The organism is Streptomyces aureus, from assembly GCF_001418135.1.
GTDB lineage: Bacteria > Actinomycetota > Actinomycetes > Streptomycetales > Streptomycetaceae > Streptomyces > Streptomyces aureus_A.
This window is the reverse complement of sequence record NZ_LIPQ01000276.1, coordinates 1-12535: the sequence shown is the minus strand read 5'-3', so window position 1 is coordinate 12535 and position 12535 is coordinate 1. Positions and strand designations below refer to the sequence as shown.

The following is a 12535-nucleotide window of genomic DNA, read 5'->3' as shown; positions in this document are numbered from 1 at the left end:
CGAGGACCGAGACGGCGCCGCAGGTAGGCCTTGCCGGGGCTGAGCGTCGTGGTGCCCCCGGAGTCGGCGGCGCCGTCTCGGTCCTCGGAAGGCCCCGTGGCCCTGATGTACAGCTTGACGCCCCACTCGCTCCGGTCACGGAGCAGGGCGATTCTTTCGGCGAAGACGTGCCGCTGGGTGGCGAGTGCGTGGCGGGCCCGGTCGTCGTTCTCGTAGAGGGTGGCCAGCCGTAGCGGGAGAACGGTGTCGTGGCGGGCGATCGTCTGCACCACCTCGTGGTGGGCGCGGGCAACACCCTCCAGCCACTCCAGGTCCTCGAAGCGCTTCTTCAAGGTCCGTTCGTCGAACTCGTTCCGCGCGACCCGGCTGGTGACGAACGCAAGGGGGCCGGGGCGCTCCGCGCCCTCGGTTGCGTGTTCGCCGAGGAGGGACACCAGGGCCCCGGACACCCCGCGGACGTCCGAGAGAGCTGCCCGCAGCCCCGAGGTGTCGGGTACCACGGCGTAGACGTAGGTGAGGCCCTCACGATCGATCATGTGCTGCGCCTACGTCGTGCTGCTCCTCGGCGTGGTGTCGTCCCTTCGTCCACGTCCTGGTCCGGCTCACCCTGTTCGAGATCCTCGTCCGTCTCCCGGTACGAGGGCGTCCCGGGTTCGTCAGCGGTCAGCGCGTCGCGCCGCAGCGCGTCCAGCTCGGCGCGGAGTCGGCGGTTCTCCTCCTCCAGGCGCCCTCCGGTGTGCTTCGACGAGAGCGAGGGGTCGTGCTCCCACCAGTCGATGCCCATCTCTTTCGCCTTGTCCACGGAGGCGATCAGGATCCGTAGCTTGATCGTCAGCAGCTCGATGTCGAGCAGATTGATTCGGATGTCCCCGGCGATGACGATGCCCTTGTCCAGGACGCGTTCGAGGATGTCTGCGAGGTTCGCGGAGGAGCTCGGCCCGTACGGCGACGGCAACGCTCTGGACGGTGCGGATCCGAAGCGGTCGGGCAGGGGGTCAGACACGACGGCGTCCTCGATTCCCGGTCATGGCGTGCTCGGATTCCCCGGTCATGGCGTATTCGTACGGTGGGCGGTGATCTCCTCGAGCCGGTCGAGCAGCTCGTCCTCGCGATGCTCGAAGGCCTCTTCGTCGATCTCCCCGCGCACCAGCCGGTCCTCAAGTTCTGAGAGCTCCCGCCATACGGGAGCCGGGTCGTAGTACTCCTCCTCTGCCCTGTCCAGCACTTTCTGGGCAACCCAGGTCACTCCGCGCACCGGGGCCAGGGGAAGCGTGAACAGGGTTCCCAGCAGTCCCATCGTTTCCCTCCTTCCGGGGCGTCACTCCACGAAGCTGTAGGGCGGCAGCGGGCCGCTCAGCCGGAACTCGATCCCGTCCCCGATCTGGTCGGCGAGGTTCGCCTCCGCCGTCCGGAACTCCTCCTGCCGGTCATCGGGGACCAGGAGCGAGAGATTGAGGAAGTCCGCTCCGGAAGCCTGCCGAACGGTGTGCTCCCGAGCGAACGGCACGAGAGCCTCGACAAGCCCGGACGCCAACGCCTCCTGCCGTTCCTGCACCTGCGCGGCCACCAGTTGGCCGAGGGCCAGCGGAAGCTGAGGATCTTGGTCCCCGGTGCGTATCCGCTCGTTGAGTTCGCGGGCCTCGGGCGTCTCGCTCAGAATCTGCCGCAGGAGCTCCTCCTCGTCCTGGGACGCTCGGACGTGGTACTCGGCACACCCCGCGAGCCGCTCCAGATTGGCGAGATAGCCGTCGGCGCCCTTCAGGAGAACCTGCTCGATCGTCTGCTCGTCGGCGGCGGTGTATCCGAACTGCAGGGGCAGGACGGGCCCTCCGCGCATGAGGCGTTCCTGGACCCCCTGGTGAATCTGCAGGTCGCGCCGCTTGGGCCGGATCTTCTCGGAGATGTCGCTCACCACGGCACACAGCGGCCCGGAGGCGACGGCGCGCACAGGAACCGCCTCGGAGCCGACGCCGGACAGCTCATCGAGGTCGAGGGGATGGTCCGCCGCGGTGATCGCGTAGACGTAGAGAGCCATAGGTCACTCCTTCTCCCGTCGTGTCGGGCGGCGGGCGGCGGGCTTCCGACGTCGGGGGACGCGCTCCTCCTCGGCCTCTTCCTCGTCCGGCTCCTCGTCATCACTGCTCGACTTCCCGGTGAGGGAATCCGTCACGGCCTCGACAGCACCGGTGAGGGCGCCCTTGGACTTACCGCGGGCCCCGCCCTCCATCATGCCGCCGACGACTTCGGGCAGCTGCGCCGGAGCCTTGCGGCCGGCTTCGAGGTCGAGCCTGTTGCACGCCTCCGCGAAGCGGAGGTAGGTGTCCACGCTGGCCACCACGATCCGAGCGTCTATCTTAAGGATCTCGATCCCGACCAGTGAGACGCGAACGAAGACGTCGATCACCAGGCCGCGATCCAGGATGAGTTCCAGGACGTCGTAGAGGCTGCCTGTGGAGCCACCACCACCCCTGCTGACGGCGCTGCCGCTCTGCGGCACCATGGTCATGGCGCCTCCTTCCGTCAGCCGAACCGAGCTCAGAACGGCCGATCGATCGTTCCTCGGGTGTAGCGGCGGGTTCGCTCGAAGGAGATCAACGTGCCTTCCTCGTCCAGCGAGACCCGGTAGCTGGCCAACACGCTCGTCGTGTCGGGGATCCTCTCGAGTTCCAGCACTTCCACCTGCGCCTCCCACCCCGAATCGGTGGGCTTGAGCGAGGAGACGGACTCGGGAGGTCTGCCGAGCAGTGTCGCGAGTTGCTCGGTGGCCGAACTCATGGCTGAGCCGGGGCCCACGGCCTTCGCCCGGCTCGACGTCGGCTTTCGCCGTGCAGGCGGGCGCTTCTCGCCCGCGGCGCGCGAGGCGCCGCGTCGAGGCCGATCCGGATCCACTGTGCCCATGGCGCTCCACAAGACGGATACCAACTAAAGGTTAGAATTTCATGATATAGGGACATACGCCATGTCCGGGAACACGGGCACCTTCCCACCGCCCCAACGGGGCGTCCCCCAGCGTCCTCCGACAGACGCGCGACCTGATCCAGGGACGTCCCGGGCGAGCAGCGGAACGGCCCGCAGGCGCCCGGTGAAGGGACAAGGGCCATGGAGGACACAACCAAGATCGCCTTGGCGGCCGCGGTGGCGGGCGGCTACGTACTCGGACGGACGAAAAAGGCTCGCTTCGCGTTTACCGTGGCGACCTACCTCGCGGGCCGGCGATTCGGCCTCGAGCCGGGGCAGCTCATCACGCAAGGGCTCACCAAGCTCAAGGACGTACCCCAAATCGCCGAGATGGGGGACCAGTTGAAGGGCGAGGCGCTCAACGCCGGCCGCCAGGCTTTCACCGCGGCGGCCAACCGCAAGCTGGCCGACCTCGCCGACTCCCTCCACGAGCGGACGCTCGCCATCGGCAGCGGCGGCGGCAGCGACCAAGAGGACGAGAGCGACCAAGAGGACGAGGAGGAGCGCGAGGAGGCGGACGACCGGTACGACGAGGACGACGAATGGGAGCCCGAGGAGGAGGAAGAGGAGGAAGAGGAACCCGAGTACGAGGAGGCCAAGGAAGACGACGAAGGATGGGAGGAGGAAGAGGAAGAGGAGCCGGAAGAAGAGGCGGAGGCACCCGAAGCAGAGGCGGAGGAGCCCGAAGAGGAGGAAGACAAGCCCGAGGAGGAGGAAGAGGAACCCGAAGAGGAAGAGGAACCCGAAGAGGAGGAGGAAGAGGAGGAGGAAGAAGAAGAGGAACCCGAAGCCGAGCCGGAGAAGCCACGCCGGCGCCGGTCTCCCAGCCCGTCGTCCCGCTCAGGGTCGGCGGAAGGCACCGCATCCCGGCCACGATCATCCACCGGGTCACGTCCCCGCAAGGCGGCCCAGGGGCGCGGCAGTACGTCACCGGCGAAGAAGACCACGGCGTCGGCCCGGAAACCCGCCGCGGCGGCCAAGAAGACCGGAGCGTCCGGAACGACGGCGAAGGCGGCACCCGCAAAGCGGTCGGCATCGAGCCGGAGCACAGCGAAGAAGGCCACGCCTGCGAAGAAGGCCACGCCCGCGAAGAAGGCCACGCCCGCGAAGAAGGCCACGCCCGCGAAAAAGACCGCTCCCGCCAAGAAGACCGCGAGCGCCAAGAAGACCGCCGCCGGACCGGCGAAGAAGACAGCAGCGAAGAAGACCACAGGACGCGCGTCGGCTACGAAGAAGACAGCCGCTCGCAAGCCCGCCGCGAAGAAGGCAGCCACGCGCAAGCCCGCGGCGAAGAAGACAGCCGCTCGCAAGCCCGCGGCGAAGAAGACCACGGCACGCAAGCCGTCGACGCGGAGGTAGGTCATGGCAACCGAAGACCGAGACCGCACCGAGTCGTCCCCGTCCGGGATGGACCGACTGCTCAGCGAACTGGGCGGGTTCCTCTCCGCGCAGACCGGCCAACTGGCCGACAAAGCCTCGGACAAACTCGGGGACGTCACGGACCAGCTGAACGACGTGGCGGAAAACGGCGGCAAACTGACCGACATCGGCGGCCGATTGCTGAAGGGGGACTCCCCCCTCAAGGCCGTGGCAGGCCAGGCATTCGGGGGACTGAAGGACAAAGTCACCGACGCGGCGTCCAATTTGTTCGGATCGGGCAAAGGCAAGCGGAAGAGCGGTACTCAAAAGATCACCAGCATCGTCGAGACCGTCGACGTGGGCGCTCCCCTGCGCCGGGTCTACAACCACTGGACCCAGTACGAGGACTTCAGCGGCTTCACCAAGGGCGTCCGCAACGTCTCGCAGGGCGACGAGACATCCAGCGACTGGAAGGTCAAGGTGGGTCCTTCGACCCGCAGTTGGAAGGCAACGGTCCAGGAACAGGTCCCCGACGACCACATCATCTGGACCTCGGAGGGCGCGAAGGGTTCCACCCGGGGCTGCGTCAGCTTCCACGAACTGGGCCCGTCGCTCACCCGGATCCTGCTCACCGTCGAGTACTACCCCTCCGGCCTCTTCGAGAAGACGGGCAACATCTGGCGCGTTCAAGGCCGCCGTCTCCGGCTGGACATGAAGCACTTCCGCCGCCACGTCACCCTCACCGATGACGAGCCCGAGGGCTGGCGCGGTGAGATCCGCGACGGCGAGGTGGTCCGCTCGCACGAGGAGGCACTCGAAGAGGAGGAAGAAGCCGACAGGGACGAGGAAGGTGGCGAGGAGGAAGAGGAAGGCCGGCCGGAGGAGGAGTACGAGGGCGACGAGGCCGAAGAGGGCCGCGAGGATGAGGCGGAGGAGGGCCGCGAGGAGGAGTACGACGAGGACGAGCCGGAGGACGAGTACGAAGAGGACGGCGAGAGAGAGCCGGAGGACGAGGAGTACGAAGACGACGCCGAGGGTTACGAGGACGACGAGGAAAACGAGGAGGAGGACGAGGACGAGGACGAGGACGAGGCCCAGACCACGGGTCGGCGCCGACGTGGGCGCTGACGGCGACGCTCGGTAGTCGACTCGCACGTCGAAGGGAGGAGCGGCCCCGCGGGGTCGCTCCTCCCTTCGACTACAGCTCGTCGACCGCCACGATCGCAGGACGAATCAACGCCTGAAAGCATCCTTGACCTTTTCTCCGGCCTGCTTCACGTCGCCTTCGGCCTGCTCGGCACGGCCCTTCATCTCCAGGCTCTCGTTGCCGACGGCCTTACCCGTGGTCTCCTTCATCTTGCCCTTGGTGGTTTTCGCCACGTTCTTGGCCTTCTTGCCTCCGGCCATGGTTGTCACCTTCCCATGCCTGTCCAGGCCTCGAAACGAGGCCCGCGTGAGTCCGCTGCCCGGAATACGGGCATGCATGCGACTCCGGTGCGGATTATTTCTTGAAGAAGTCCTTGCCCTTCTCCTTCCGCTCACGGGCCTTTCCGCGGGCCCCGAGAGCGGCGCCCTTGGCCTCCGTGTTCTTGTCACCCCGCATATGGGCCGTCTTCTGCACGGCCTTGCCGATGATCTGCTCGGCCTTCGCCTTGGCCTTCTCCTTGGCACTCATCACTCACTCCTCAGACGCTCACACCTGACCGCCTACCCTCGGCGCCGAAAAGGAACCGGAACACCGGCGGCCCGCCCTGTTCCGGGGTGCGCCTGCCACGGGCGCTCCCCCTGGGCCGGGATACCTCGGTCGCAGCGCGCTTGACCTGCTCCATCCGGGACAGACGACCCCATATGCTGACGCTTCTTCTCGTGCTCCTGCCGGCCGTCGCCGCCCTCGTCACCGGCCTCCTGGCCGTCCTGGTGTCCCCCTGGTGGTGGTGCGCTGCCGGCCCCGCACTCCTGCTCGCGGCGGTCGCGTCGTACGACGTCGTGCAGCGACGCCACTCGATCCTGCGCAACTACCCGCTCCTGGGGCACCTGCGGTTCGCGATGGAGAGGATCCGTCCCGAGGTGCAGCAGTACTTCGTCGAGCGGAACGTCGACGGCGCGCCCTTCGACCGGGACACGCGGTCCATCGTCTACGAGCGGGCCAAGGGAACCGACGCCGAGGACCCTTTCGGGACGGAGCTGGAGCTGTACCGGCCGGGGACCGACTACCTCGTACCCTCCATGTCCCCGCGCCCGGTTCCCAAGGAACCGCCCCGCGTCCGGATCGGCGGCCCCGACTGCACCAGGCCCTACGACATGGCCCTGCTCAACGTGTCCGCGATGAGCTTCGGCTCCCTGTCCGGCCCTGCGGTCCGCGCCCTGAACGAGGGCGCCCGACGGGGTGGCTTCGCCCACGACACCGGCGAGGGCGGGATATCGGAGCACCACCTGGCTCCCGGTGGGGACCTCGTCTGGGAGATCGGCACGGGGTACTTCGGCTGCCGCACGGAGGACGGCGACTTCGACCCACGGAGGTTCGCCGAGAAGGCCGCCTTCGACCAGGTCGCCTGCGTCCTGCTGAAGATCAGCCAGGGCGCCAAGCCCGGCATCGGCGGCGTGCTGCCCGGCTCCAAGGTCAGCCGGGAGATCGCCGCGGCCCGCGGCGTCCCCGAGGGCCGCACCGTGATCTCCCCGCCGTACCACCGCGTCTACCGGACCCCGAGGGAGCTCGTGCGCTTCGTGGGCCGGATGCGGGAGCTCGCCGGAGGCAAACCGGTCGGGTTCAAGCTGTGCGTCGGATCGCGCCGCGAGTTCCTCGCCGTCTGCAAGGCGATGCTGGACGAGGACGTCACGCCCGACTTCATCGTCGTCGACGGGGCCGAAGGCGGCACCGGGGCCGCGCCGCTGGAGTTCGCGGACACCGTCGGGCTCCCCCTCACCGAAGGGCTGACCACGGTCCACCGGTCCCTCGTCGGCGCGGGACTGCGCGACCGGATACGGATCGGCGCCTCCGGAAAGATCGCCACCGGCGGCGACATCGTCAAGCGGCTGATCCAGGGTGCCGACTACACCAACTCCGCCAGGGCCATGATGTTCGCCCTCGGATGCGTCCAGGCCCAGCGCTGCCACACCAACACCTGCCCCGTCGGAGTCGCCACGCAGGACCGCCGGCGCGCCCGGGCCCTCGACGTCGAGGACAAGGCGCGCCGCGTCCAGCGCTTCCAGGAGGCGACGGTCAGGAGCGCCCTGCGGATCACGGCCGCCATGGGCGCCGACGATCCGAGCGGCCTGGGGCCCGGAATGCTGCTGCGCCGGGTCGGACCGGACACCGTCCGGTCCCATGGCGAGCTGTACGCACCGCTCAAAGCCGGGCAGCTCCTCGCGTCGGCATCGGTCCCGCCTTCGTGGGCAGGCGACTGGAACGCGGCTCATCCTGACCGGTTCACCCTCCGGTGACCCGGTCGTCATCCTTCGTGAAAGGAGATCTCATGACTCGTACCGTTGCCCAAGTAATCGTCGACGGGCTCGCGGACCTTGGCGTCGGCCATGTGTTCGGCGTGGTCGGCGACGCTCTCAATCCCCTCACCGACGCCATCCGGACCACGGAGGGAATCGAGTGGACCGGCTTCCGCCACGAGGAGGCCGCGGCCTTCGCCGCCGGCGCACGCGCCCAGCTGTCGGGCGAGCTCGGGGTCTGCATGGGAACCGTGGGGCCCGGCTCGGTCCATCTCCTGAACGGGTTGTACGACGCCGCCAAGAGCGGCGCCCCGGTCCTGGCGATCTGCGGCCAGGTGCCGTTGTCGGAGGTGGGCGGCGACTACTTCCAGGAAGTGGACAACGACCTCCTGTTCCGGGACGTGGCCGTGTACCGGGCCACCGTGACCTCCCCCACCCAGATGCCGAGGCTGCTGGAGTCGGCCGTGCGAGCGGCCGTGACCCGCCGGGGTGTGGCGGTGCTGACCGTCCCCGGCGACCTCGGGGATCAGAAGGTCGAGGACGACCGGCCGCCGCGGTTCGCGCTGCCTCGCCCGGCCGTGACCCGCCCCGACGACCCGGCGCTGGCAGAGGCGGCGGAGGCGATCGCCGCCGGCTCCCGGGTCACCCTCCTCGTGGGGCGCGGTGCCCGGGACTCCCGCGAGGAGGTGCTGCGCACCGCCGAGCTCCTCGCTGCGCCGATGGTGCTCACGCTCAAGGGCAAGGAGGGTTTCGAGGAGGACAATCCCTACGAGGTCGGCCAGACCGGCCTGATCGGCAACCCGGCCGCCGCCCACGCCATGGACACCTGCGACACGCTGATCCTGCTGGGCACCGATTTCCCTTACCGCGACTGGTACCCGGCGGACTGTCGGATCGTGCAGATCGATGTGCGGGAGGAGCATCTGGGCCGCCGTGTCCCGGTGGACGTGGGGCTTGCCGGGGACGTCGGTGCGACACTGCGGGCCCTGTTGCCGCTGCTCACCCCGATCGGCTCCCGGTCCCACCTCGACGAGGCCCGCGAGCGGTTCCTGGAATGGCAGGAGGGACAGGCGGATCTGGCCGACCCCACCCACGACAAACGTCTCCTCGGACGGGTGCGGGCGCTGTTCGACAACCGGGACGAGGAGATCCGCCCGGAGGCACTGGCGGCCGCGGTGGACCGTCACGCCGCCGATGACGCGATCTTCACCTCCGACACCGGCATGGCCACGGTCTGGCTGTCGCGTTTCGTCAGCATGCGCGGCAGCCGCCGGCTGATCGGCTCGTACAACCTCGGCTCCATGGCCAACGCCATGCCCCAGGCCATCGGCGCCCAGCTGTGGGCACCGGACCGCCAGGTCGTGGCCTTCTGCGGCGACGGCGGCCTGAGCATGCTGCTGGGAGACCTCATGACCATCCGGTCCGAGCGGCTTCCGGTCAAACTCGTGGTCTTCGACAATCGCCGGCTCGGCATGGTCAAGCTCGAACAGGAACAGGCCGGGCTTCCCGAGTTCGGGACGATTCTCGACAACCCGGACTTCGCCGCGGTGGCGGAAGCCCTCGGGCTGACCGGCATCCGTGTCACCGAGCCCGGAGAGCTGGACGAGGCCGTACGCCGGGCGCTCGCCGTTCCCGGCCCGGTGCTCCTGGACGTGGTGACGAACCCCGCCGAAGTGGCCGTGCCCGGCAAGCCGACCGTGTCCCAGGGCTGGGGCTTCGCCATCGCCAAGATCAAGGAGAACCTCCCGTCGGGGAGCGGCTGAGCGGCGCCGTGCCGGCATGAAGGAGGGCCCGGACGCGTCGCGTCCGGGCCCTCCTTCGCGCGAGATGCAGAAAGTGCGGGCCTTCGCAACGGGCCTGCCCCGGCCCGGACAAGCGGAGGCCGCGTCGCAGCGTGCCAGGTCTCCGGTGCGTCGCCGGGTTCCAGGTCTCCGGCGCTTCGCAGCGTGCCACGTCTCCGGCGCTTCGCCGCCGCGCACGCGAAGGCACCCCTGCCCCGCCGGGGGAAAGAGGTGCCTTCTCCTGTGCGTCGGCCTGAGCCGGGGTCAGGCGTGGCGATGCCTGTTGCCCGCGACGAGGCGGTAGAGGGCGAGAAGAATCACCGAGCCGACGATGGCGGCGATCCAGGTGGAGAGGTCGAAGAACCCGTCGATGGCGTCGACGCCGAGGATCACCTTGCCGAGCCATCCGCCGAGCAGGCCGCCGGCAACGCCGATGAGCATGGTGATGATGATGCCGCCCGGGTCCCTGCCCGGCATGAGAGCCTTGGCGATCGCGCCGGCCAGCAGGCCGATGAGGATCCACGCGATGATGCCCATGATGTGCCTCCAGTTCATCGCCTGAGAAGTCCGTGATGTTCGCCCGCACCGATCCGGCGCGACCAGACACGTTTTCCCGGACAGGTGCACTGAAACCTCTCCGGTCCCCGCGCCGCACCGCTTCCACGGGGCGCCGCGAGGTCTGCCGGGTCAGCCGGTTTCCAGCAGGCCTCGGCGCAAGCGCTTCATCGTGCGCGAGAGCAGACGGGACACGTGCATCTGGGAGCAGCCCAGGCGTTCCCCGATCTGGGACTGGGTGAGCTCTTCGACGAACCTCAGGTGGATGATCTGCCGGTCACGCTCGTCGAGGTCGGCGATGAGCGGGGCCAGGGTGTGGAAGTCCTCCACCAGCTCCATGGCGGGGTCCTCGCTGCCGATGAAATCGGCCAGGGAGGACTCGCTGTCCTCGTTCTCGCCGCTGAGCGCGGCGTCCAGGGACGAGGAGTTGTAGCCGTTGGAGGCCAGCCGGGCCTCGGTGACCTCTTCCTCCGTGAGGCTCATCAGCTCGGCGAGTTCCTTGACCGTCGGGGTCCGGCCCAGGCGCGTGCTCAGCTCCTCGGTCGCCTTGGCCAGTTCCACCCGGGCCTCCTGGAGGCGGCGGGGTACGTGCACCGCCCAGGAGGTGTCCCGGAAGAACCTCTTGATCTCCCCGACGATGTAGGGCACCGCGAACGTGGTGAACTCGACCTCACGCGAGAGCTCGAAGCGGTCGATCGCCTTGATCAGTCCGATCATGCCGACCTGGACGATGTCCTCCATCTCGTCGCCGCGATGACGGAACCGCCCGGCCGCGTAGCGGACCAGGCTCATGTTCATCTCGATGAGGGTGTTGCGCGCGTACTGGTACTCGTGCGTCCCCTCCTCCAGCACCGTGAGTTCCTGGAAGAAGACCTTCGACAGCGCGCGTGCGTCCTTGGGCGCGACCGCCAACGCGTCCGGGATCACCGGCAGCGTTCCCGTTCCGGCCTCAATTGCCTTGGCCGACATCGTCGTGAGCGTCACGCCATTCCCCTTTCACGTGTGTCCCGAGCCGGGATTCGTGGCCCTGTGTCAGCTCGCCTACCCGGAGCGCCCGGGTCCACACAAACAAGTTGTCGAGATCTTCCCTGAGGAGCGGCGCCCCGGGTGCGCTCGTCGGGTCGGGTGTGCCGGTGTGAGGGGCAGTCAGCCGCCGTCCCTGCAGAGTCGGTCGGGGCCGCCGAGTGCCAAGGCCGCTTCTTCCGCAGGTCGCTGGGCAGAAGGAAGGTGAAGTCAGTACCGTCGTTCGAAGGAGAGACATGCCACGGGATCCCTCACTGAGAGCCGTCGGGTGGGCTCGGTCACTTCCCCTCGGCAGCAGCGTGAAGACAGCACGCGACTGGACGCGTCAGCACCTGGCGACGATCGGATGGGACCGTACCGCGCCGGACTTGGTGGACTCTGTGGTGCTCGCCGTCTCCGAGATGGTCACCAACGCCCACGTCCACGCCCACAGCGATGCGCAGCTCATCCTCACGTGGGACGAGGAGTGCCTGCACGTGACCGCGCACGACGCGTCGTCCCGTGTTCCCGAGCAACGCCACCCCGACGACGACGCCCTGGGCGGGCGCGGCCTGCTCCTGATCGGCGCCCTGGCCGACGATCTGCGGATCCGCTCCTGCCCGCGGGGCAAGGACGTCACCGCCTGCTTCGGCCCGCCCTCGCCCGGCCGGCCGGAATGAGGAAGGTGCGTGCGAGGGGCGAGCGGAGAGCATCCCCGAGCGGGGGCACGTGCTTTGCGCGCCCGTGCACGGCGGAGGCGCGCGCACCCGACCTCAGCGCCTGAGAGAGGTGAGCAGCGGCTGCCAGTCGATGTGCCTCTCCTCCGTGCCCTGCGGCACGAGGACGAAGGTGTCGCGTACGAGGCGGGCGAGCCCGTCCTGGTCGCACCTGACCATGGCGCAGTGCCCGGCCGGGCCGAGCCGCAGGAGAAGCCCGCCGTCGGGCCCGGGCCGCAGGTGGACCTCTCCCGCACCGGTGGGGGTCAGCGATCCGGTGATGACCATCTCGCGGTCGACGCGCCACACGACGGGAGCATCGCCCAGGAGGTGGAAGACGATGCTCAGCGCGTGTGGGTCGCGGGAGGTGTAACTGATGGTGGTCTCGATCGGGACCGCCGCGTCCGGGGTCAGCAGTTCCATGGCCATGGGCTGCGTGAGGACGCGCGGCGCGGGAAGGGGTGCGACGGGGTGCTGGGGCATGAGGTCCTCCGGCTGAGGGGACGTGGCGAGGGGGTGCGGTGTCCGCTTGACCCGTCCCATCCCCGTTACACCTCGCGCACGCGAGACGGATGTGCCGATGACGTCGTGATTTCGTGAAGCCCGCGGGAGCAGGGCCGGCGCAGGACGTGGGAGGGGCGGGCGGAGGCGCCAGGGGCAGGGCCGCCGGCGGAGGACGCGGGACCTGGGCGGGCGGAGGCCGCGGGGGCGCAGCCCGACCGG

Annotated in this window: 16 protein-coding genes; 5 read left to right on the top strand and 11 right to left on the bottom strand. The window is 69.0% G+C overall.

Annotated features, from left to right (window positions below):
• From AOK00_RS22775 to AOK00_RS22750, 6 genes are all read right to left on the bottom strand, one after another.
• On the bottom strand, nt 1-536 hold a 536-nt coding region (locus AOK00_RS22775), incomplete at its 3' end, for a GvpL/GvpF family gas vesicle protein (protein WP_173861616.1).
• Complete coding sequence (locus AOK00_RS22770) at nt 533-1003, bottom strand: gas vesicle protein (RefSeq protein ID WP_055602153.1); 471 nt, start codon at nt 1001-1003, stop codon at nt 533-535. The genes AOK00_RS22770 and AOK00_RS22775, both read right to left, overlap by 4 nt.
• Nucleotides 1004-1048: 45 nt before the next feature.
• On the bottom strand, nt 1049-1297 hold the full coding sequence (locus tag AOK00_RS22765) for a gas vesicle protein GvpG (protein WP_055602152.1): 249 nt from the start codon (nt 1295-1297) through the stop codon (nt 1049-1051).
• Nucleotides 1298-1318: 21 nt separating this feature from the next.
• Entirely contained in the window at nt 1319-2035 is a 717-nt protein-coding gene (locus tag AOK00_RS22760; protein WP_055602151.1) for a GvpL/GvpF family gas vesicle protein, read from the bottom strand.
• Between the two features lie 3 nt (nt 2036-2038).
• A complete protein-coding gene (gene gvpJ, locus AOK00_RS22755; protein WP_055602150.1) occupies nt 2039-2506 on the bottom strand; it encodes a gas vesicle protein GvpJ in 468 nt (155 codons plus the stop codon).
• A 29-nt stretch (nt 2507-2535) separates the two neighbouring features.
• Nucleotides 2536-2898 (bottom strand): gas vesicle protein, encoded by a 363-nt coding sequence (locus AOK00_RS22750; protein WP_055602149.1) that lies wholly within the window; start codon nt 2896-2898, stop codon nt 2536-2538.
• A 201-nt stretch (nt 2899-3099) separates the two neighbouring features.
• On the opposite strand from AOK00_RS22750, the gene AOK00_RS39170 reads away from it, so the two are divergent.
• Nucleotides 3100-4317, top strand: a complete 1218-nt coding sequence (locus tag AOK00_RS39170) for a hypothetical protein (protein ID WP_055602148.1) — start codon at nt 3100-3102, stop codon at nt 4315-4317.
• Nucleotides 4318-4320: 3 nt separating this feature from the next.
• Nucleotides 4321-5445 (top strand): SRPBCC family protein, encoded by a 1125-nt coding sequence (locus tag AOK00_RS22740; RefSeq protein ID WP_055602147.1) that lies wholly within the window; start codon nt 4321-4323, stop codon nt 5443-5445.
• 105 nt (nt 5446-5550) lie between these two features.
• Here AOK00_RS22740 and AOK00_RS22735 read toward each other — a convergent pair whose 3' ends face one another.
• Both AOK00_RS22735 and AOK00_RS39475 read right to left on the bottom strand, forming a co-directional pair.
• Entirely contained in the window at nt 5551-5724 is a 174-nt protein-coding gene (locus AOK00_RS22735; RefSeq protein ID WP_055602146.1) for a CsbD family protein, read from the bottom strand.
• Between the two features lie 94 nt (nt 5725-5818).
• Nucleotides 5819-5992: a hypothetical protein gene (locus AOK00_RS39475; RefSeq protein WP_173861615.1), complete on the bottom strand. Its 174-nt coding sequence runs from the start codon at nt 5990-5992 to the stop codon at nt 5819-5821.
• A 173-nt stretch (nt 5993-6165) separates the two neighbouring features.
• Between AOK00_RS39475 and AOK00_RS22730 the strand changes: the two genes are divergently transcribed.
• Nucleotides 6166-7758 carry an FMN-binding glutamate synthase family protein gene (locus tag AOK00_RS22730; protein ID WP_055602145.1) on the top strand — a complete coding sequence of 531 codons (1593 nt, stop codon included), beginning with the start codon at nt 6166-6168 and terminating at the stop codon, nt 7756-7758.
• Between the two features lie 32 nt (nt 7759-7790).
• On the top strand, nt 7791-9521 hold the full coding sequence (locus tag AOK00_RS22725) for a thiamine pyrophosphate-dependent enzyme (RefSeq protein ID WP_055602144.1): 1731 nt from the start codon (nt 7791-7793) through the stop codon (nt 9519-9521).
• 282 nt (nt 9522-9803) lie between these two features.
• Here AOK00_RS22725 and AOK00_RS22720 read toward each other — a convergent pair whose 3' ends face one another.
• Nucleotides 9804-10076 (bottom strand): GlsB/YeaQ/YmgE family stress response membrane protein, encoded by a 273-nt coding sequence (locus tag AOK00_RS22720; RefSeq protein ID WP_055602155.1) that lies wholly within the window; start codon nt 10074-10076, stop codon nt 9804-9806.
• Nucleotides 10077-10226: 150 nt separating this feature from the next.
• Nucleotides 10227-11063 carry an RNA polymerase sigma factor SigF gene (locus AOK00_RS22715; RefSeq protein WP_055602154.1) on the bottom strand — a complete coding sequence of 279 codons (837 nt, stop codon included), beginning with the start codon at nt 11061-11063 and terminating at the stop codon, nt 10227-10229.
• Nucleotides 11064-11353: 290 nt separating this feature from the next.
• Between AOK00_RS22715 and AOK00_RS22710 the strand changes: the two genes are divergently transcribed.
• On the top strand, nt 11354-11776 hold the full coding sequence (locus tag AOK00_RS22710) for an ATP-binding protein (protein WP_055602143.1): 423 nt from the start codon (nt 11354-11356) through the stop codon (nt 11774-11776).
• A 93-nt stretch (nt 11777-11869) separates the two neighbouring features.
• On the opposite strand, the gene AOK00_RS22705 is transcribed toward AOK00_RS22710, so the two are convergent.
• Nucleotides 11870-12295 (bottom strand): SsgA family sporulation/cell division regulator, encoded by a 426-nt coding sequence (locus AOK00_RS22705; protein WP_079042141.1) that lies wholly within the window; start codon nt 12293-12295, stop codon nt 11870-11872.
• Between the last annotated feature and the right edge of the window lie 240 nt (nt 12296-12535).